Source organism: Haloactinospora alba (assembly GCF_006717075.1).
Lineage (GTDB): Bacteria > Actinomycetota > Actinomycetes > Streptosporangiales > Streptosporangiaceae > Haloactinospora > Haloactinospora alba.
This window is the reverse complement of sequence record NZ_VFQC01000001.1, coordinates 1832457-1853156: the sequence shown is the minus strand read 5'-3', so window position 1 is coordinate 1853156 and position 20700 is coordinate 1832457. Positions and strand designations below refer to the sequence as shown.

Annotated in this window: 21 protein-coding genes; 15 read left to right on the top strand and 6 right to left on the bottom strand. The window is 66.8% G+C overall.

Features of this window, described 5'->3' with window-relative positions:
- Positions 1–12: 12 nt before the first annotated feature.
- The 13 genes from dop (at position 13) to FHX37_RS08310 (ending at position 14210) form a co-directional block, all read left to right on the top strand.
- On the top strand, positions 13–1530 hold the full coding sequence (gene dop / locus FHX37_RS08370; protein WP_342777601.1) for a depupylase/deamidase Dop: 1518 nt from the start codon (positions 13–15) through the stop codon (positions 1528–1530).
- Positions 1531–1710: 180 nt separating this feature from the next.
- Positions 1711–1920, top strand: a complete 210-nt coding sequence (locus FHX37_RS08365) for a ubiquitin-like protein Pup (RefSeq protein WP_141923366.1) — start codon at positions 1711–1713, stop codon at positions 1918–1920.
- 462 nt (positions 1921–2382) lie between these two features.
- Positions 2383–3231: a proteasome subunit beta gene (prcB, locus tag FHX37_RS08360; RefSeq protein ID WP_211351777.1), complete on the top strand. Its 849-nt coding sequence runs from the start codon at positions 2383–2385 to the stop codon at positions 3229–3231.
- A gap of 49 nt (positions 3232–3280) precedes the next feature.
- Positions 3281–4006, top strand: a complete 726-nt coding sequence (gene prcA, locus FHX37_RS08355; protein WP_141925120.1) for a proteasome subunit alpha — start codon at positions 3281–3283, stop codon at positions 4004–4006.
- A 217-nt stretch (positions 4007–4223) separates the two neighbouring features.
- Positions 4224–5582, top strand: a complete 1359-nt coding sequence (gene pafA / locus FHX37_RS08350) for a Pup--protein ligase (RefSeq protein WP_141923364.1) — start codon at positions 4224–4226, stop codon at positions 5580–5582.
- Positions 5583–6000: 418 nt separating this feature from the next.
- Positions 6001–7053 carry an FKBP-type peptidyl-prolyl cis-trans isomerase gene (locus tag FHX37_RS08345; protein ID WP_141923361.1) on the top strand — a complete coding sequence of 351 codons (1053 nt, stop codon included), beginning with the start codon at positions 6001–6003 and terminating at the stop codon, positions 7051–7053.
- Positions 7054–7225: 172 nt separating this feature from the next.
- Entirely contained in the window at positions 7226–9310 is a 2085-nt protein-coding gene (locus FHX37_RS08340; protein WP_141923359.1) for a helix-turn-helix transcriptional regulator, read from the top strand.
- 47 nt (positions 9311–9357) lie between these two features.
- A complete protein-coding gene (locus tag FHX37_RS08335) occupies positions 9358–9576 on the top strand; it encodes a hypothetical protein (protein ID WP_141923357.1) in 219 nt (72 codons plus the stop codon).
- A 34-nt stretch (positions 9577–9610) separates the two neighbouring features.
- Positions 9611–9958, top strand: coding sequence for a twin-arginine translocase TatA/TatE family subunit (locus FHX37_RS08330; RefSeq protein ID WP_170181531.1), 348 nt, complete (start codon positions 9611–9613; stop codon positions 9956–9958).
- Positions 9959–10101: 143 nt separating this feature from the next.
- Positions 10102–10911 carry a twin-arginine translocase subunit TatC gene (tatC, locus tag FHX37_RS08325; protein ID WP_141925118.1) on the top strand — a complete coding sequence of 270 codons (810 nt, stop codon included), beginning with the start codon at positions 10102–10104 and terminating at the stop codon, positions 10909–10911.
- Positions 10912–10994: 83 nt separating this feature from the next.
- Positions 10995–11384 (top strand): DUF397 domain-containing protein, encoded by a 390-nt coding sequence (locus tag FHX37_RS08320; protein ID WP_141923355.1) that lies wholly within the window; start codon positions 10995–10997, stop codon positions 11382–11384.
- Between the two features lie 34 nt (positions 11385–11418).
- On the top strand, positions 11419–12312 hold the full coding sequence (locus FHX37_RS08315; protein ID WP_141923353.1) for a diacylglycerol/lipid kinase family protein: 894 nt from the start codon (positions 11419–11421) through the stop codon (positions 12310–12312).
- Positions 12313–12983: 671 nt separating this feature from the next.
- The gene (locus FHX37_RS08310) at positions 12984–14210 is read left to right on the top strand and encodes a glycosyltransferase (protein ID WP_170181530.1); all 1227 of its coding nucleotides are present in this window, start codon (positions 12984–12986) and stop codon (positions 14208–14210) included.
- A gap of 156 nt (positions 14211–14366) precedes the next feature.
- On the opposite strand, the gene FHX37_RS08305 is transcribed toward FHX37_RS08310, so the two are convergent.
- Both FHX37_RS08305 and FHX37_RS22760 read right to left on the bottom strand, forming a co-directional pair.
- The gene (locus FHX37_RS08305; protein WP_141925117.1) at positions 14367–15080 is read right to left on the bottom strand and encodes an RNA polymerase sigma factor SigF; all 714 of its coding nucleotides are present in this window, start codon (positions 15078–15080) and stop codon (positions 14367–14369) included.
- Positions 15081–15561: 481 nt separating this feature from the next.
- The gene (locus FHX37_RS22760) at positions 15562–16311 is read right to left on the bottom strand and encodes a GAF and ANTAR domain-containing protein (protein ID WP_170181529.1); all 750 of its coding nucleotides are present in this window, start codon (positions 16309–16311) and stop codon (positions 15562–15564) included.
- Positions 16312–16395: 84 nt separating this feature from the next.
- On the opposite strand from FHX37_RS22760, the gene FHX37_RS22755 reads away from it, so the two are divergent.
- On the top strand, positions 16396–16614 hold the full coding sequence (locus FHX37_RS22755; RefSeq protein WP_170181528.1) for a hypothetical protein: 219 nt from the start codon (positions 16396–16398) through the stop codon (positions 16612–16614).
- Positions 16615–16696: 82 nt separating this feature from the next.
- Here the strand turns inward: FHX37_RS22755 and FHX37_RS08295 are convergent, their stop codons facing one another.
- Complete coding sequence (locus FHX37_RS08295; RefSeq protein ID WP_141923346.1) at positions 16697–17167, bottom strand: NUDIX domain-containing protein; 471 nt, start codon at positions 17165–17167, stop codon at positions 16697–16699.
- A 169-nt stretch (positions 17168–17336) separates the two neighbouring features.
- On the opposite strand from FHX37_RS08295, the gene FHX37_RS08290 reads away from it, so the two are divergent.
- Complete coding sequence (locus tag FHX37_RS08290; protein WP_141923344.1) at positions 17337–19058, top strand: serine/threonine protein kinase; 1722 nt, start codon at positions 17337–17339, stop codon at positions 19056–19058.
- A gap of 174 nt (positions 19059–19232) precedes the next feature.
- On the opposite strand, the gene FHX37_RS08285 is transcribed toward FHX37_RS08290, so the two are convergent.
- The 3 genes from FHX37_RS08285 to FHX37_RS08280 all read right to left on the bottom strand — a co-directional run bounded on the left by FHX37_RS08285 (position 19233) and on the right by FHX37_RS08280 (position 20214).
- Complete coding sequence (locus tag FHX37_RS08285) at positions 19233–19715, bottom strand: hypothetical protein (RefSeq protein ID WP_141923342.1); 483 nt, start codon at positions 19713–19715, stop codon at positions 19233–19235.
- Positions 19716–19845: 130 nt separating this feature from the next.
- Complete coding sequence (locus FHX37_RS23845; protein ID WP_281288285.1) at positions 19846–19980, bottom strand: hypothetical protein; 135 nt, start codon at positions 19978–19980, stop codon at positions 19846–19848.
- A gap of 15 nt (positions 19981–19995) precedes the next feature.
- The gene (locus FHX37_RS08280; protein ID WP_246062197.1) at positions 19996–20214 is read right to left on the bottom strand and encodes a hypothetical protein; all 219 of its coding nucleotides are present in this window, start codon (positions 20212–20214) and stop codon (positions 19996–19998) included.
- Positions 20215–20700: the final 486 nt, after the last annotated feature.

Here is a 20700-nt window from a genome sequence, read left to right as displayed (position 1 = left end):
TACGCTTCAGTCATGAGTGTGCGGCGGATTATGGGCATCGAGAGCGAGTACGGGATCTCCGTTCCCGGAAACCCCGGTGCCAACGCGATGGTGACCTCAACACAGGTGGTCAACGCCTACCTGGCGGCCTCGGCCGCGCGGGCGCGCAAGGCCCGCTGGGACTTCGAGGAGGAGAACCCGCTGCGGGACGCGCGTGGCTTCGACCTCGCGCGCGAGGCGGCCGATCCCACCCAGCTCACCGACGAGGATCTCGGGCTGGCCAACGTCATCCTCACCAACGGGGCCCGGCTCTACGTCGATCACGCCCACCCCGAGTACTCCGCGCCCGAGGTCACCAACCCCCGTGACGCGGTGCTGTGGGACAAGGCGGGAGAGCGGGTGATGGCGGACGCGTCGCAGCGCGCTGCCGCGATCCCCGGTGTCGATCCGATCCAGCTCTACAAGAACAACACGGACAACAAAGGCGCGTCGTACGGGTGCCACGAGAACTACCTGATGCGCCGTTCCACGCCGTTCTCCGAGATCGTTCGGCACCTGATCCCGTTCTTCGTGTCCCGCCAGGTGATCTGTGGAGCAGGGCGGGTCGGTCTGGGCGCCGATGGCAGGGACAGCGGGTTCCAGATAAGCCAGCGCGCTGATTTCGTCGAGGTCGAGGTGGGGTTGGAGACAACCCTGAAGCGCCCCATCGTCAACACCCGCGACGAGCCCCACGCGGACCCGGAGAAGTACCGGCGTCTGCACGTCATCGTCGGTGACGCCAACATGAGCGAGATCTCCACCTATCTCAAGCTCGGAACCACCTCGCTCGTGCTCTCCATGATCGAGGACGGGTTCCTCAACATCGACCTGACGCTGGAGACCCCTGTCTCGGACATGCGGGCCTTCTCGCACGACATCGGGCTCAAGCACGCTGCGCGGCTCAGAGACGGGCGCAGGATGACGGCCCTCCAGATGCAACGGGAGTACCTCGAGCAGGCCCGCAAGTACGTTGAGGACCGTCTGGGAGCCGATGTGGACCCCGAGACCTCCGAGGTGCTGGACCGGTGGGAGTCCACTCTGGACCGGCTGGACGACGATCCGATGAGGCTGGCGGAGGAGCTCGACTGGGTGGCCAAGCTCAAACTCGTGGAAGGCTACCGCTCCCGGGACAACATCGACTGGGGCCACCATCGGCTTCAGCTCGTTGACCTGCAGTACTCGGATGTCCGCCCGGAGAGGGGCCTGTACTACCGGCTGGTCGAGCGCGGCCGTATGCAGCGGTTGTTGCGCGACGCCGAGGTGGAGGACGCGGTCACGCAACCTCCCGAGGACACACGTGCGTACTTCCGGGGGCGTTGCTTGGCCAAGTACGCGGACAACATCGCGGCGGCGTCGTGGGATTCGGTGATCTTCGACCTCCCCGGCCACGACTCGCTGCAGCGGGTTCCCACGCTGGAGCCGCTGCGTGGCACGAAGGAGCACGTCGGGGGGCTGCTGGACCGTTGTGAGACGGCCTATGACCTGGTGGCAGTGCTAACCGGTGGTCGCTGAAGCCTCCTTTCCCCTTCCGGAGTGTGCGGCAACGGGAATTGGGCAACTACTGCGGTGCGTTCGTACGGGTGTACGGAGCTCGGAATGGGTAACGTGCACACAACGGAAGCCGCGATCAAGGTTGAAACACCCGCGGTTGGGCCAAGATAAGGGTGACGCCCCCGATCGGAGGTTGCTTCGATGGCGACGAACGACAACGGCGGCCAGAAGCACGACAACCGCCGCGAAGAGGAAACCGAGAACGAGCAGGTCGAGGCCAGCACCGGTACGCAGGAGAGCACCGAGAATCTGGACGAGGACGTTGACGACATCCTCGACGAGATCGACGAGGTACTCGAAAGCAACAGTGAGGACTTCGTGCGCCAGTTCGTCCAAAAGGGTGGAGAGTAACGAATGCGCTCTCGCGGGGCGGGGGATCCCGGGACGGTGCGGAATCCCCTGGGAAACCGCCGGTTTCTTCGCCCAGCCAGCCGTCCCGGTGGGTTGGGAGGTCCGTGTTCCCTGTGCGCTCCGGAGACGATCCGGAGCGCGGGTAAACACCGGTGTTGCCCGACCGGGAGGGGCCTTTCGGGGATAACCGGTCCCGTAAGCCGGCGAAAGGCGGTGCGTTCCAAGGGCTCGGGTGCGGCAGGCCGGAGCCGGAGCGTTGTTACGGAAGGGCGGGGCAGCCAGCATGCGCCCCCTCGTGCCCGTGGGCCGCAGCACCGTTCCCGTGCGGTTCGCGGACAGCAGAGTCGCAGTTGACGATTGGGCCGCTGTCTTCCGCGGTAACTAGGGTCACCCGTACAACCAGAAAACTTTGCTACCCCGTCCGGGCTCGTCGCTGGACGGGACGCCACCGAAGGGAGTCGCGTGTCAGAAGTGTTCGAGGGCGGTGGACGGTTGCCCGCCGCGTTCATGAATCCAGGGACCTCGTCCTTCACCGACTTTCTCAGCGCGGTCAATCCCGAACTGCTGCCTGGCCAGTCGGAGCTGCCGCAGAACGAGGGCAATACGCATCTCACCCCGGAAGGCACGACGATCGTCGCTCTGACATTCCCCGGCGGGGTGGTACTGGCGGGGGACCGAAGAGCCACCTCCGGCAACGTCATCGCCAACCGGGACATCGACAAGCTGTTCCGCGCCGACGAGTTCTCCGCCATGGCTATCGCCGGTGCCGCCGGGATCGGTACGGAACTGGCCAAACTGTTCCAGGTGGAGCTGGAACACTACGAGAAGATGGAGGGGCGCTCACTCTCCCTCGAGGGTAAGGCCAACAAACTCGCCACGATGATCCGCAGCAACCTGAGCATGGCTCTGCAGGGCTTCGTGGTGATTCCGGTCCTGGTCGGTTTCGACGAGGAACTCCAGCGGGGCAGGATCTACAGCTACGATCCGGTGGGCGGACGCTACGAGGAGCACCGCTTCCACGGGATCGGGTCGGGGGCCGTGTACGCGCGCGGCTCCCTGAAGAAGCTTTTCACCGACGACCTGTCCGAGAGCGACGCGGTCACGGTTGCGGTACAGGCGTTGTACGACGCCGCCGATGACGACTCCGCTACGGGGGGCCCGGACATGCACCGCAAGATCTATCCCCTGATCGATGTGATCACCGAGGAGGGACACCGCCGGCTTCCGACGGACGAGGTCGCGCAGGTCGCCCAGTCCGTTGTCGAGGCCCGTTCCGAACGTCCGGACGGGCCCACCGCGCCGGTGCGCTAACCCCCTGCCCTCATCACCACCTCGAGCAAAGGAACGATCTGCGGTGTCGATGCCGTTCTACGTCTCGCCCGAACAGAGCATGAAGGACAAGGCGGACTACGCGCGCAAGGGAATCGCGCGAGGCCGCAGCGCCATCGCTATGCAGTACGACGGCGGGATCCTGTTCGTGGCGGACAATATGTCCCGAACCCTGCACAAGATCAGTGAACTCTACGACCGTATCGCCTTCGCCGCTGTGGGGCGCTACAACGAGTTCGAGAACCTGCGGCTCGCTGGGGTGCGTTTCGCTGACACCCGCGGGTACGCCTACGACCGTCGTGATGTCAACGGGCGCATGCTGGCGAACGCTTATGCGCAGACACTCGGGGGCGTGTTCAGCGAGAGCCCCAAACCCTGGGAAGTGGAGATCGTCGTCGCGGAGGTGGGGGACGATCCGGGCAGCGACCAGTTGTACCGGATCACTTTCGACGGCTCCGTGGTGGACGAGCGCGACTTCGTGGTCATGGGAGGGTCAACGGAACAGGTCACCACCGCGCTGCAGGAACGTTTCGCCAAAGAAGCACCCCTGCCCCGGGCGCTGGCCTCAGCGACGCACGCGTTGGCGCATGAGAGCGGTGAGGACCGGGAACTGGAGGCCTCCAGCCTCGAGGTGGCGGTCCTGGAACGGGAACGGGAGCACCGTAAGTTCCGGCGCCTGCACGGCGAACGACTGAACCGGTTGATAGAAGAGGGGCGTTCCGGAGGCTCTGCGGAGCAGAACGGGGAAAACTCCTGACAGGAGGAAAGGAAGGGGCCGGACGGGCACCGGGCCGGGAGCAGAGCGGTGCCCCAGTGCCGGTTCCCGTCCGGCCCCGGTACCAGGTGGGCACCACACACGGCTGCGGGGCCGAGGGAATATGGGCATGCGGAACCGGGTGCACAGGGTGAAGTCGTCGAGCGTCGCAGACAAGTGCAACCGTGGCGGCGCGAGGACGGGAAAAGGGTGAGTCCGCGTGGAACGTCGCATATTCGGTTTAGAGAACGAGTACGGTGTCACCTGCACGTTCCGGGGACAGCGCCGACTGTCGCCGGACGAGGTGGCGCGCTACCTCTTCCGGCGTGTGGTCTCGTGGGGCCGGAGCAGCAATGTTTTCCTCCGGAACGGATCGCGTCTTTACCTCGATGTGGGGAGCCATCCCGAGTTCGCCACTCCCGAGTGCGACAACCTGAACGACCTGGTGGCGCATGACAAGGCCGGAGAACGCATTCTCGAGGGCCTCCAGGTGGACGCCGAACAACGGCTCCACGAGGAAGGTATCGCGGGAGAGATATACCTTTTCAAGAACAACACCGACTCCGCGGGCAACTCCTACGGGTGCCACGAGAACTACCTGGTAGGGCGGCACGGGGAGTTCGGCAAACTCGCTGACACCCTTATCCCCTTCCTGGTCACACGCCAGATCGTCACGGGCGCGGGCAAGGTGCTGCAGACACCGCGCGGCGCCCTGTACTGCGTCAGCCAGCGCGCCGAGCACATCTGGGAGGGGGTCTCCTCCGCGACGACACGCTCCCGACCGATCATCAACACCCGCGACGAGCCGCACGCCGATGCCGAGCGGTTCCGGCGTCTGCACGTGATAGTCGGGGACTCCAACATGAGTGAGGTGACCACCCTGCTCAAGCTCGCCTCGACGGACCTGGTGCTGCGGATGCTCGAGAGCGGTGTGGTGATGCGTGACTTCACGCTGGAGAACCCCATCCGTGCCATCCGGGAGATCAGCCACGACATGACCGGACGGCGCAAGATCCGGTTGGCCAACGGTCGGGAAGCCAGCGCGTTGGAGATACAGCGCGAGTACCTGGAGAAGGTGCAGGACTACGTCGACCGCCACGGCACGGATGCCAACGGTAAGCGGGTCATGGAACTCTGGGAGCGCACCCTGGAAGCCGTCGAGACCCAGAACCTGGACCTGGTTTCCCGGGAGATCGACTGGGTGGCGAAATACCAGCTCATCGAGCGGTACCGGAAGAAGTACGGACTCTCCCTCTCCTCACCGCGGATCGCCCAACTCGACCTGACCTACCACGACGTGCACCGTGACCGCGGTCTGTTCTACCTGTTGCAGGACCGGGGGCAGATGGACCGCGTGGTCGGTGACCTGAGGATCTTCGAGGCGAAATCGGTCCCTCCCCAGACGACACGCGCCCGGCTGCGGGGGGATTTCATCCGCAAGGCCCAGGAGAAACGGCGTGACTTCACCGTCGACTGGGTCCATCTGAAACTCAACGACCAAGCGCAGCGCACCGTATTGTGCAAGGACCCGTTCAAGGCTGTGGACGAGCGGGTGGAGAAGCTCATCGCGGGGATGTAGGTCTCTGGCGGGGTAGGGCGGCTCACATCCGTTCCGGGCGGGGCGGGCCGAGCCGCTCCTCGCCCGTGCCGCGGCCGGGTGGCAGGATCGCCCCCGCTGCGGCGCGGGACGGTCCACCGTAGGCGCTGCGGTGCCGGCCGGTCCGACTCCGAGGGCTGGAGCGCCGTGGTGTGTGAGCGGGGCGCCCCGTCGCGGGAAGACGCACCAGCGTCCGCGCGTGGCTCCCTCGCTGCGGACGGGCGAGGGGACGCCAACAGTGGTGGTGTACCGGGACCGCGGTCCTCTCCCAGCGGTCCGGAAGCGGAGGCGTTGGTCGGTGCGAAGGACGGTGAAGCGTCGCGGAATCGGCGGTCCCGGGCCGTGTGGCCCGTTCGGTAGTGTGTCGAAGACCCGAGCCGGACAATTGAGGTAATGACCTATGCGACGTCGCGCCGCTCTCCTAGCAGCGCCGTTCTCCGCCGTTCTGCTGGCGGTTTCTGGTTGCAACGCCATCCCGGAGGACTGGAAGACCCCTGCCTTCATGCAGTCCCAGGACGAGGAGCTTGACGACCGGTTGCCCACCGTGACCGGTGATGTCGGCAGCGAGCCCGAGGTGGAATTCCCCAAGATCGCCCCGCCGGAGGAGCAGGTCTCGGGTGTGGTGAAAAAAGGGGAGGGAGAGGGTGAGCTCGTACGCTCCGACGACATGGTCCTCGCCAACATCGTCGACTACCAGTGGAAGGCCAAGGGCGAGACCGAGAAGAGCCAGTCCACCTACGAGACGGACACGCCCGTGCTGCTGGAGCTGAGCCAGATGGGGGAGGAGCTCACCTCGGACCTGGTGGACCAGCGCGTCGGTAGCCGCGTGGTCTTCGTGTTCCCCTCCCAGCAGAACTCCCAGCAGAGCCAGCAGGGACAGCCGTCACCGGAGCCGGGAAGCTCGGTGTCGATCGTCGACATCGAGAAACGCTACGGTAAGGGTGACACTGTCAGTGGCGAACAGACCACCAACGGCGGTGATGGTCTGCCGGCCGTGCGCGACGAGGGCAGTGAGCAGCCCGACATCTCCATTCCCGAGGACACGGATCCCCCCGAGGACCTGGAAACCGTGGAGCTGATCGAGGGCGAGGGCCCCAAGGTCGAGAAGGAACAGCAGGTCGTCGTCCAGTACACCGGGGTTTCCTGGAACAACGGTGAGGTTTTCGACTCCACCTGGAAACGGGGCGGGACTCCCACGGCTTTCCCGGTGGGTGTCGGCCAGATGGTTGAGGGCTGGGACAAGGGGATAACCGGCCAGAAAGTCGGCAGCCGGGTTATGCTCGTGGTCCCCGAGGACATGGCTTACGGGGAGGACGCCGGAAGCGGCAACGCTCCCGAAGGAACCCTCGTCTTCGTTGTGGACATCCTGGGCGCTGTCGACCAGCCGCCCGCGCCGGACGAGGAGTCCGGTGGCAGCGGGGATGGGAACAGCGAGAAGGACAAGGAGGAGTGAGGGAGAGGGGCCACGCCCCTTCCCGTATTCCTTTGGCGCCATCAGCGGCAGCGCCGGGGGAGCGGCCCCGACCGCCGGTGCGCGGAGGCCGGTGCGGTCGGGCTCCCCTGGTAGTACAGACGCTTGGGCAGAGCGGGGGCGGCTGTGTTCCTGCTGCTGCGGAAAGGCAGGGATGTCACGCAAGAAGACCGAGCGGCAGATCAACCTGGTGATCTGCCTACTGGCCACTCGGCGTTTCCTGACCGCCCGCGAGATCCGGGCCACCGTCGCTGGCTACACCAGCTCGGCCGGGACCAGCGCTGAGGACGACGCGGCGTTCAAGCGCATGTTCGAACGGGACAAGAAGGAGCTGCGGGACAGCGGTATCCCGATCGAAACGGGAAACGCCGACATCTGGAGTGGGGACGAGGGGTACCGCATATCGCGCAGCGCCTACGAGCTCCCCGCGATCGAGCTGCGGGCGGACGAGGCGGCCGTGCTGGGACTGGCTGCCCGGGCGTGGCGCGACGCCGCCCTGGGCGGGATGAGTGCGAACGCGCTGCTGAAACTTCGTGCTGCGGGCGTTCCCGTGGACTCCGAGACAGCGCCGGGTGTGACCCCCGTCGTGGGCACCGACGAACCGGCGTTTCTGGCGGTGTGGCGCGCCCTGCGGGACCGCAGACCGGTGTCGTTCGCCTACCGCAAGCCCGGGGCCGAAGCGACCCGACGGCACGTGGAACCGTGGGGTGTGGTGAACAGGAACGGCCACTGGTACATGGCCGGCTACGACCGGGACCGGCAGGCGCGCCGTGTTTTCCGGCTCGGTCGGATACGTGGCGATGTCACGGTTCTTGGCAACGGCCCCACGGTGGTGGTGCCGGAGGGAGTGGACGTTCGCTCCGTGGTCACTGGCTACCACTCCGAACCGGAGGAGGTGGCGCGGCTGCGGGTACGGGTCGACGCGGCACACGAGCTACGCCGGAAGGCGCTGCGGATCGTTCCCGGAAGCCGGGGACCCGAGGAACCCTGGTGGGACTACGTGGAATACCCCTACGGGGACCTCGCGGCGCTCGTGGAAAGTGTTGCCGGATTCGGCGACCGGGTGGTGCTGGAACACCCCGCTTCGGCTCGTACGGCTCTCATGTCGCACCTCTCCGGCGCAGCGACACAGGCTCCGGACGCCGACACCGCGGTGCCGGCGGGGAACGCGGAACCGGTGGAGCAGGAGGGACAGGAGAGACGAGCGGATTCCGCGGAACAGCTCCGCCGTCTGCTGATGCTGGTTCCCTACGCGCTGAGCCACGACGTTGGCGTCTCCGAGGTGGCAACGCACTTCGGATTGTCCCAGGAGCAGGTTCTCAAGGACCTGAGCCTGCTGTGGATGTGCGGACTGCCCGGTTACACGCCGGGGGATCTCATCGATGTGGACCTGGACGCGGCACGTAGCACCGGCGAGATCATCATCGCCAACGCCGACACGTTGGCGAGCCCGCTGAAACTGACGGTTGACGAGGCAGCCAGTGTGATCGTCGGTGTCGAGCTTCTGGGAGAACTGCCCGGAGTCGCGGACAGCGAGGCCCTCAACCGCCTACGCGCCAAGCTGCGTTCCGCGGCCGGAGCTGGGGAACCCGCAGCGGAGACCGCCGACCGGGAGAGGGCGGTGGACCGGTTGGTCGACTCCGTCAGGGTCCGGGTGGACCTCAGCGAGGAGGTCCGTACCGTCCAGCGAAAGTGCGACGAAGCGTTGCGGAACGGATGGGCGGTGCACCTGCGTTACCTGTCCGGCTATGTCGACGAGGTCACCGAACGCGACGTCGACCCGATGGGACTGGTTGCCCAGGACGGACACATGTTCCTGGAAGGGTGGTGCCGTCTCCGTGGAAACGTGCGCCTGTTCCGGTTGGACCGGGTGCTGAGGCTGGCCGTGTTGCCCACCTCCTCCGTGGTTCCCGCCGGGGCCCGTCGTCGCGACCTCACTGACGGTGTGCTGCAGCTCTCGACAGGGGACGCTCGTGTGACGCTGGACCTCGCGCCCTCCGCCCGCTGGGTGACAGAGGAGTACGTGTGCTCTGACGTCCAGGAGCTGGACAGTGGCTGGTGGCGGGCGACACTGCGTACTCCCGTCCCCGAGTGGGTGCGGCGCCTCGCCTTGCTGCTCGGTCCGCGCTGTCGCGTCGTGGCTCCGGCGGAACTGGCGGAACGGGTGGGCGAGGATGCCCGCAGAGCGCTGGCCGGATATTCTGCACATTACGATGAGGGGACCGACGCGACGGGTTAACCGTGTGGACAGCTGCGTGTCGAGAGCGGACGAGTAGAGTGGGAGCCGTGTTCGCGATCGCTACCCTCATCGCCGCGGTCCTCGGTGGGCTGCTCGTCACGGGCGTCCTCACGCTGAGACTGCTCGTCCAGACACGGCGACTGCACGGGCAGCTACGTCGGACCCGTCACGAACTGGAGTGGCGCTACCCGTCCGCGCGCGAGCTGGCAGCGCGTTCCGGGGTAGGGGACCGCGGAGGAGATCGGAGAACCGGGGCTCAGCGCTAGAGACGTGCGCAACGCCCTGGAGAGAGGTTGAAACATGGGGTTGGATGCCCGAACGCTGCTCATTCTGCTTCTTATCGCGCTCATCCTGTTCGGCGCGAGCCGGTTGCCGCAACTCGCCCGTTCCCTGGGGCGCAGCGCGCGGATCCTCAAAGCCGAGACGAAGGGGCTGACCGAGGAGGACGATTCCGGATCGACCGACGAGAAGTCCTCCGCTTCGGAGGATGCGCACCAGCAGCAGGCCACTCCGAGCACGACACAGGAGAGACCTGACAGCCACGCCCAACAGGCCGGTCAGGCCGAGCTGCCCGCGGGGCAGTACGTCGTCGACGAGAACGGCCGGCCGGTACGGCACGTGTCCGGCAACGAGAAGTACGGTGGCTAGCGACCCAGCGCCGGAATGGGTCAGGGCGGAAGCGCTGAACGGTCCCCACCACCGGTCTCCCGCGGTGCGGACCGGGTGTCGAGGAGAGTAATCGAGTAATGCAGCGTCGGCGACAACAGGAGAAACCGGACTCCGAAGGGCGCATGTCGTTCATGGGCCATATGCGCGAGCTCCGTGACCGTCTGGTCAAGGCGCTGATCTTCATCGCGCTCGGCACTGTCGTGGGGTACTTCGTGTACGAGCCCGTGTGGGAGGTCCTGAAGGCGCCGTACTGTTCCCTGCCCGAGGCACGCGAGATCGACGGTGAGTCGTGCAGTCTCATCTTCACCGGGATGTTCGACGCGTTCTTCCTCGCTTTCAAGGTCTGGCTTATCGTCGGGATCCTGGTGTCCAGTCCGTTCTGGCTCTACCAGCTCTGGGCCTTCCTCCTCCCGGCGCTCAACGGGCGGGAGAAGAAGTACACGTACCTGTTCGTTCCCGTGGCCGCTGTTCTGTTCACCGTGGGCGCGGCCCTGGCCTATGCCATCACCGACCTGGCGATGCAGGTGCTGTTCGGTTTCGCCCCACCGGACGCGCTCCCCACGATCACGATCACCAACTACCTCAGCTACATGATGCTGATGATGGTGGTGTTCGGGATCGGTTTCGTCGTTCCGCTACTGGTGGCCGTGCTCAACGTGCTGGGCGTGGTGACCCACGCGGCCCTCGCCCGCTGGCGGCGGATGATCATATTCGGCGCCTTCGTCGCCGCAGCGGTCGCTACACCCGCCGAGCCCCTCTCCATGCTGGCACTGGCGGTTCCGGTCATCCTGCTGTTCGAAGCGGCCGAACTGTTCTGCTTCCTCAACGACCGTCGCAGGAGGAACAACGACCCGCTTGCCGGCCTCAGCGACGACGAGATCTCGCCGCTGGAGGAGACGGAACACGCCTCCCCAGACGGCCACAAGAGTTAGAATCACTCCCGCGGTCCGGGTAGGTACGGGAGAAGAAGAGGACCCTCCCAGCCAGCGTCCCGCCCACCTGTGAGGAGAAGAAGATGAGCGAGAACACCGCCGACACGTCCCGTACCGAACTGCCACCGGAAGCGCGGGGCAACCCGAAGTGGCACGACACGACGAACGCGGTCTGGAAACGCTCCTCCCTGTCGACGGAGGACTCCGACGCCATCGTCGAGGTCGCCAAGTTCGACGACGGCTACCGGGCCGTGCGTGACGGGAAGAACCCGGAGAAGGGAACGCTCTTCTTCACCCCCGAGGAGTGGGAGGCCTTCGTCCTCGGCGCGAAGGACGGGGAGTTCGACATCCCCGAGGAGTATCTCACCGAGGAGGAAGCCGCCATACAGCGCGGAGAGGTGCCGGTGACGGCAGTTCCCTCCCCGAACAACAATCCCGGGGCCACGGAAGGCGACAGCGGCCACACCGACTAGTCTGTTCCCACCGGTCCCTACCGATAGGAACGTGATGCCCCCCTCCGTCGCCCTTCTCGTGAACCCGGCCTCCCCCAGAGCAGCCAGAACGGGGGCCCGGCTCGTACAGAGACTTCGTTCCCGCGGGGCCGGGGTCACGGTGGTGGCTGGCCGCTCGGCGGAAGAGAGCGCCGAGCGCGCACGGAAAGCTGTTCTGGCAGGCCCTGACGCCCTCGTTGCGGTGGGCGGCGACGGGCAGGCGCATATGGCCCTGCAAGCGGTGGCCGACACGGACGTACCGTTGGGAGTGGTCCCCACGGGTACGGGAAACGACATCGCCAGGGAACTTGGCATCCCCCGTTCGCTCACCGCGGCGGTCGACATGATCCTGCGTGACGAGACGGTTGCCAGCGACACCGTCCACGCCGCGGGGCGACACTTCCTGAGTGTGCTTGCCTGCGGTTTCGACTCGCAGGTGAACGAACGGGTGAACGGGTTCCCGTACTCGTTCGGCCGGGTCAACTATCTCGCTGGTCTCGTCGCCGAGCTGGGAGCGTTCCAGCCGGTACCGTTCACTGTCAGTGTGGACGGTAGGGAACTGGACTTCAACGGGATGCTCGTGGCTGTGGGCAACACCGCGAGTTACGGCGGCGGGATGCGGGTCTGCCCCGACGCCGTGCACGACGACGGCCTGCTCGACGTGGTGCTGGTGCACGAGGTACCACGCGCTGCTTTCCTGCGTTTCTTTCCCAGCGTCCTCAACGGCACGCACACCAGGTTGGACGAGGTCACGACACTGCGGGGGCGGGAGATCACCATTACCAGCCGGGAGGAGGGAACCCGCAGGCCGCCCACGGGCTACGCCGATGGTGAGCGGCTCGGGGAGCTCCCCATCACGTGCAGGGTCGTGCCGCGCGCCGTTCGGGTGCTGGTACCGGACCCCCACTGAGGACCCCGCGGGGTAGCTCCCGCGTCCCCCGCGGCTCGGAGTCCGTTCCCGGGGGTCCGCAGCGTGCCGTGTGTGGCCTGTCGCGCGGCTGTCCGGCCGTGTGCCGAACCGAACGGTGCGCAGTGCTCCCGTCACCGTTGGACAACCACGCACCGTTCCGGTCGGGGGCGGCGTCACACGCGCCGCCCGGGAGCCCGGCGGGAGCGGTCCCACCGCTGCGCTTCTTCACTGTCTCCGCGCTGTCCTGCTCGGCAGGCGTCGCGCTGTGTCCTCTGATGGGGCGTCGGCATCGCGCGTGTCCGCTCCCTTCTCCGAGTGCCGCCTTGGGTGGCCACGTGACGCGTGGGACAGTGACAAAAAGCGATAGAGAAGTGACAGCTGGTATGGCGTGCTCACGGGGCGCTGGGAGAAGGTCCGGCAGGGCGTACTCCCATGTGCGAACGGTGGGGGCCACGCTGCTGTCGCGGCAGGTCCTCCGCGGAAACGGGAGATCCCTTCGGAGGGGATGCTTCTTTGGGTTGTGGCCCGTTCGGCCGGCCCGTTGTCCGCGGGAAGCGTTGCGACGCCGGAGGCCGGATGGTAGCCGAAGGAGTTCCAGCGGGGCGGCGGCCGAACAGCCGCCCCCGGCGGGTGCGTGTCATCTCGAGTCTCAGGGAGCGGGGAAGTGTGCGATGAAGATCGCTATGGTCTGTGACGGCACTGGTCCACTGGCTGCGCTGTCAGGAGAGCACACGGACGGAAGCAGCATCCACGTCGCTGGGCTCGCACGTGCGATGAGCGCTCGGACGCACCGTGTGACGGTCTATGCGCCGAGCAGTGTTCCTCCCCTGGAGCGAACGGTCGACGTCGCCGACGGTCTGTGGGGACAACACGTTCCCACAACCGCGGACCCCGGCTGCACCACGGCGTACGTGACAGAGGTGGGCGAGCGTCTGGCGGCCGAGTGGTCCGCCGATCCTCCGGACGTCGTACACGCACAGCCGGGAGTGAACGCCCGGTTCGCTCTCGCCGGTGCCTCTCGTCTGGGTATTCCGGTGGTACAGACCGTCCACGCCTCGGCCGGGAACACGTACGGGGAACCGGCGCTGCCCCAGGGCGCCTCCCGGGGATCGCCGGGAGAGACCGTGGAGACGGCGAAACAGGCCGCAATGGTGGTGACCACCTCCACCCAGGCCCGTCAGGAGATGCGCGCGTCGGGAGTACCCGGAGAGCGCTGCGTCATGGTGCCCTACGGCATCGACACGACCCTCTTCCGGCCTGAGGGAGCCGTGTGCGACCGGGGGAGAAACCAGCGCATCGTCACAACGGGACGGTTGGGCAGTGACAAGGACATCGACACGGTCGTACGCGCGCTGGCCTACGTACCGGACGCGGAGCTCGTCGTTGCGGGCGGGCCCCCCTCCTCCGAGCTCGACGACGACCCGGACGCTGCCCGGATCCGCGGTGTCGCCGTCGAGGCTGGTGTGGCCGAGCGAGTCCGGCTGCTGGGCTGGGTGCCGCACCGGGAGATCCCCTCGCTGCTGCGATCCGCCGACCTCGCTGTGGACATGGCCCGCTGGCAACCGTTCGGGCTGGCCACAGTGGAGGCCATGGCATGTGGCGCCCCTGTCATCGCCTCCAGTGTCGGAGGGCACCTGGACACCATGGTCCACGGTGTGACGGGGAGGCTGATTCCACCGGCGGATCCGGCGGCCCTGGCGCGCCGGATCCGTAACCTGATGAACGACCCAGTGGCGCGGGAGACCTACGGCATCGCCGCAGCCGACCGCGCTGCCGCCCGGTACGGGTGGCCAATGGTCGCTGGCCAGCTCGAGGGCGTCTACCACAAGGCGTACCAGTGGGGAAACACCCCCGGTCCTGTCGCTCGGGCGGACACGGTGTCGCCAGAGAGCGCGTGAGAGCGGGCGCGGTGGCGTTGCCCTCGCCCGCCGCCGTCGATGAACGCGCCGCGCGCACCAGCCGGACTACGGCAGCGTTCCCGGGGAGCGGAGCCGTGGTACGGGCGGGCGAGGAAAACGGCTCCGCTGCAGTGCTCCGGGTGGGACACCCGCGGCTCACATCTCCGTGACGAGCTTCTTCCGGAGCTCCGCCAACGTCGCCGACAGTGTCCGGGACACGTGCATCTGGGAGAGTCCCACCCGTTCCGCGATCTGCGCCTGCGTTTTGTTTCCGGCGAAGCGCAGCAACAGGATGCGCCTGTCACGTGGGGGGAGTTCGGCCAGTGCCGAGCGCAGGGTGGCCCGGTCGGTGACGTTCTCCAGCTCGGAGTCGTACTCGCCGAGCGTGTCGCCGAGCGTCTTGTCCTCTTCGTCACTCCCGTAGGGAACGTCAAGGGAGAGCGCACTGTAGGCACTGGCGGCGTCGATCAGTTCGAGCGTCTGCTCCGTGGACAGCTCAAGGCGGGCGGCGATCTCCGACACCGTCGGTGAACGGCCGTACTCCTGGCTGAACGAGGCGGTGACCCGGTTCAGCTCGGAGCGTTTCTCCTGGTGCTTCCTCGGTACCCGTACCGTCCACGTCCGGTCACGGAAGTGGCGTTTCACCTCGCCGGTCATCATGGGTAGGGCGTAGGAGATGAACTCCTTGCCGTAGTCAGGGTCGAAGTTGCGGATCGCTTGGATGAGCCCCACCATCGCCACCTGCTTGAGGTCTTCCTCCGGCTCACCGCGGTGTCGGTACTGCCGCGCGATGCGGCGTACCACGGGGACGTGTAACTCCACCAGCTCCTGGTAGATCCTGGTGCGGTGCGGGGTTCCACAGTCTGTCATGCGCAGGTCGTGGAAGAGGCGCCTGGTCTTGGCGTAGTACTCCTCGTCCGAACGGCGTGTCCCGTTCGAACGGGGCTGCGAGGGCACGGTCGTTGTCGGGTTGCGAAGCGCGTTCGGTGTAGACATCGGATGGCATCCTCAGCTACTCACAGAATCGTCCCGCCGCGCACACGCCCTGCCGGTGGTGGTGTGTGGACAATGGAACCCGTCACTGTGCCGGTCGTGTCCCGTCGACGGGTATCGCTTTGCGTCCGGTCCACTGCGGAGAACGGAACTCCGGAACTCGTCAGAGCGACGTGCGAGACGTCATGAGGCCACGCTTTCGGACCTTGTGCACGACACAGCACAACACTAACGATAACCTCCCGGTTCGTGAACAGCTGACAGGTAGCCGTAATCTAGTATTGCGCCAAAATCGGGTAATAGCGCAATATTTCAAAAGGGGTGGATGTGCGGAAAATTACGGTTGAAGCCCGGGGAGTCACGGGGTATTGTCGCGCTTTTCCCGTTTCGAGGCCGTGTGAGACCGCACGGTGCGGTGCGGATCCTCGCCGGTGCGCGAGATCTGCTCAGCCAGTTGCGCGACCTTGACGTTGCGGTCCTGGGACACCGCTCTCAGGTGCTCCCAGGCCTGGTCGGGTGTCATACGGTGGCGCTCCATGAGGATGCCCTGGGCCTGTCCGATGGTCTCCCTGGTCTTCAGGGCGCGGTTCAGGTTGGCGATGTGGTGCGAGGCCGCCAGCGCGGCTGTGGCGTGGGCGGAGAGGACTGTCCCCACCTCATGGGTGTGTGGGGGGAACGCGTCGGGGGAGTCGGAGTACATCGCCAGCACTCCCAGCACGTCGGTTCGGGTGAACAGGCGGTAGAGGAGCATGCTCCCGAAGGGGAGCTCCGAGGCCTCCGCGGCGTAGTGCGGCCAGCGGTGTTCGTGCGCCAGGTCGGCCACGTGCAGGAACTCCACACCCTCGGCGACGTCGACACAGGGGCCTTCGGCCACTCGGGACTGCAGCGTGTTGTGCTTGAGGACGACACCGTGGGTGTAGCACAGCGTGCGTATCCCTCCCTCGCCGTCAGTGACCGACACACCCGCGTAGTCGCAACCACCGACGAGATCAACCGCGCTGTCGGCGATACGTTGCAGGGCGTCCTGCATATCCGGTCCGACGAACAGCGACCGTACGAGGTCCGCGATTCTTCCGGGCGATAGAGACTGGTCACTCCGAGTGTGCATTGACGCCGTCCTCCACGCGCGAAGCGCCGCTTCCTCCTCGCCACCCACGGAAAGAGGAAGGTAGCGCTCATCGTCCTCACGATCGTGGCACACTACGTCGGAATGGGGGCGGAAAGCGAGACCTGTCGCGTGTCCGAAAAGAAGGGGATCGGATTTTCCCCATCCGGAGGCGTCAGGATACATGCACGAAAGAAAACATCCAATTTTTATTGTTTGCTGTGGAGGATATTTGGCATAATATGGTTCCTGTTTTTGTTTCTTTTTGCGGGGGCAGCGGTTGTTGAAATGAAGGCAAACATGTGACGGGGCCGGTGCGCACCGGCCCCCGAAGGCGGTGTGCCCCGACCGGATGCGGGCGCTCTCGCGGTGCGGACCCCACCGAGGGTCACTCCACGTACTGTGTGCTTCCGGTCGTGCGTGCTCGCAGAGCGGCGGACAGCCGTGGGGCGATCGCCGGATGCAGCAGGTCAACGGCGGAATCGGGGGGAACGAACGCGTAGTCATCGAGTTCCTCCTCCTGCAGCAGGATCGGCGTGTCCGACGCGACCCGGCCGCAGTCGAAGACGAACGAGACGAACGGCTTCGGACGCTGTCCGTACGGGGCGCTCCACTGCAGTGCCAGCAGGTCTCCCACGGGCAGCCTCAGCCCGACCTCCTCAGCGATCTCCCGGGCACAGGCACTGTTGGGAGCCTCCCCCTCCTCCACGACACCACCGGGAAGAGTCCAGTGCTCCCGGTAGTTGGGGTCCACGAGCAGAACGTTGCCGGACTCGTCAGTGATCAGACCGGACGACGCCAGATAGGCCGTGGGAAGGGAGGCGAACCACTGTTCTGGAGGGAGAAAGGTATGCGGCATACCGGCAGACTACGACGCTGCCGTTGCACCGGAACGGCCACCCCCGCGGGCAGCCACGCTCCTCCCGCGCCGGCGGCCGGTGCGGGCGTTCACGCGGACCAACGCACCCGCACGGTTGCACTAGCCTCTTAACGGATCGGACAGTACGGCGCATGCGGAGGTTCTCGACGTGGCCCCATTGGAGAACGGCGACCCGGACCGAATCGGCCGCTACCGACTGATCGGCCGCCTCGGTGCTGGGGGAATGGGCCAGGTTTACTTCGGCCGTTCCGCCGGCGGCCGAGCCGTGGCGATCAAGCGGATCCACCCCCACATGGCCACCGATCCCTCCTTCCGGGAGCGTTTCGCCCGCGAGGTGGCCGCAGCGCGCCAGGTCAGCGGAGCCTTCACCGCACCGGTCATCGACGCCGACACTGAGGGGGAGGTCCCCTGGCTCGTCACCTCCTACGTTCCCGCGCTGCCGTTGGACGAGGGGGTGCGTGCGCATGGTGGCCTCCCGGAACACTCGCTACGGGTGCTCGCCGCCGGACTCGCTGAGGCGCTCAACGACATCCACCGTGTCGGTCTGATCCACCGTGACCTGAAACCGGGCAACGTGCTCCTGGCGGAGGACGGTCCGCGCGTGATCGACTTCGGTATCGCCCGGGCCACCGAGGGGACAGCCGCAACCCAGTCAGTGATCGGGACCCCCGGATTCATGTCTCCCGAACAGGTGCAGGGCGAACGGATGACACCCGTGAGCGACATGTTCGCGCTGGGGGCCGTCCTGGTGTACGCCGCGAGCGGAACGGGGCCGTTCGGTGAGGGCGCCATGCCCACCATGGTGATGCGCATCATGCAGCGTGAACCCGATATTTCCGCCGTGCCGGCATCCCTGCAACGGATCGTTTCCAGCTGCCTCGCGAAGGAGGCCCGACTCCGTCCCGGGCCGACGGACCTGCTGGACGCGCTGGGCGATGTCCCCGCCGGCGGTTCCTGGCTTCCCCCCGCCTACATGCAGGGTGTCCACGAACAGGTGAACAAGGTCAATACGGCTCTGAGCGAGGCACCGGGAGAGGGGGGAACTGCCGACTCCGGCGGCCGGACCTCGGTCCTGGGTAGCGCGGCAGCCGGTGCCGCCGGAGGCGCGGTCGCGGGAAGCGCGGCGGGAGAGGCACTCGGCGACGAGGACACCACCCAGCAGGCGGGAAACACACCGGCGGAAACGAGGGCACTGGGAGACGACCGGGACCAGACGGCGCACTATCCCGGCAGCGCGCCCCCCGGACAGACGAGGCCCCGTTCCGGCGAGGGAGCCCCGCCCACCATGGCCTACGGGCAACCTCCCTCGTCCGCCGCACCGTCCGGTGACGACCCCTACTCGGACCTGTACCGCGGTCCCCGCCAGGAGCAATCCGATCCCCGGTACCAGCAGCAGGGCCAGCAGTACCGCGGTCGGCAGTCCGAACAGCGGCGTGAGGAGGAGCGCAGGAAGCAGGAGGAGGAACGCGTCCACCAGGAACGCGTTCGGGCCGAACAGCGAGCGGCGCGCCAAGCGCAGGCTCAGGCGCGGAGGTCGGCCCAGCCGAGCCTGTGGAACTTCGTCAAGTTGCTGCCGTTGCTGGTCCTGCCGATCCTGCAGATCCCGCTGGGGTACGGAGCCTCGTACGCGTGGCAGTGGTTCACGACGACACAGGCGTGGAGCGGGGCGTCCTGGTACTTCGGGGACCCGTTCACCACGGGTGCTTTCTTCCACGCCATGTTCCTGGGGTACTTCCTGCTGAACAACGCGATCGGGCTGGAATACCTGGTGCGTTCGCTACGCACCGGCTTCGTCACCGGAGTGGTACTGGCCGGCGCCGTGATCGCCGCGACCAACGGCATACTGCTGTCGTACGGGTTCTTCGGCTGAACCACTCCGCATCCCCGGGCCTGCGGGGAGGCCGCCCACCGCGGTGCCAGCGCACGGTGAGGGACCGGACGGGAGAATCCGGACCCGCCGCCGTGCGCGGCCGCGTCGTCGCCGCTGCCAGCGGGTGGCCGGGGGCGGCACCAGCAAACGGAGGGAACCGTACGGGTCCGTTGGTCAGGAGAGGAGGGACAGCGCCCCGGAGACGAGAAGGGCCAGCACGGTGAGACCGGCCGCGAACAGCCCCACGACAAGCCCGATCCTGCCTGCGACCCCCGCAACGGGGTCCTCCAGCGGTTGCCAGCCGGCCTGTCGGACGGCGGTGACCACGCGAGAACGAAGGTCACCGGCGTCGAGCCTCTGCTTCCTCTCGCCCGGTTGCCAGACGACTTTCTTGTAGGACCCAGCGCCACGATCGAAGGCGTGCTCCTGTCCCACGGGTGTCCGCTGTCCGCTGTGAACCCGCTCGATGATCCTGGCGGTTCCTGCCTCCGCGTCGAGTTCCATCTCCACGGCCACCATGGCCCGGTTCGCGGCGAGCCCCGTAGCGTGGTCCAGCGTTCCCCACGCTCGTGCTCCGTCGCGCGTTGCCTCCACGGAATAGGAAGTGCCCTGGAGCGTGTGGTGAAGGCAGTGCAGCAGTGTCTGCTGGTCGGGCATACTTCTACTCCTCAGGACTCCGGCGCCTGCCATTGGTAGCACAATGGCCCGTGGGCAGCGTGTTCGCCCGGATACCCCAGTAGGTTACCGGGGCTCCGAGGGGCGAGCACCGGCGAGAACCGGACCGTGGTCAGGACGCGTACGTCTCCGCCGCAGCGCGGACATAGCTCGCGATCGCGCTGCGCAGCCCGGACGGTTCCAGAACCCCGATGCCGGGGCAGTAGCCCGCGAACTCGACAACCGCGTACTCCACCGACTCCACCATGAGGACCGCTTCGTATCACCCGTCGGCGCCGACAACAGCGTCCTCGGCCCCTGCCGCTGTTCGGGGCGGGGACACTGTCCGCAGCAGGGACATTCCCCGTTCGCTGAGACGGACCCGGACCGGAACCGTGTGTCGGTTCTCCTCGAACGCCCGCGTACGCTCCTGCCACACAGCGGCGGGATCGAAGTCCTCCGGGCGTTGGAAGCCCGCACCGGTATCGGTGACCGCACTCACCCGCGCTACCCGGAAGGTGCGGACCTCCGTTCCGAACCGGTCCGTGCGGGACGCGCCAGGAGCACCACGTCCCACCTTTCAACGCCCAACGGTTCCGGGGCACGCTGTATCCAGGTGCCGTCCCACCGGCGGTAGGTGACCTCGACCGTGTTCTCCTCCACACAGCCGCGGCGAGAGCGACCAGACAGGGAGCCTCCTCCTCCGCCTCGCGCCCCCGGAGAAACGGGACCGGACCCGTTGCGCGTGGACCCGGAGCTCACCGGGAAGAGAGGCCGGAACCGTGTGGCGGGCAAGAGCCGACTCCGCTCCCGGACCGATATCGGCGGCCGCGCTCGGAATCCCGGCGAACAACAACGCCCGTGCTTCCTGCGGGCTGAGTCCGGTCAACCGGGTCCGGTTCTGCAGCAGAAGCAGCGCCGGAAACAGCCGACCGGCGCGTATGCAGCCAGTACGTCCGCTGTCCCGGTAAGGCCGGACGGGCCCTCC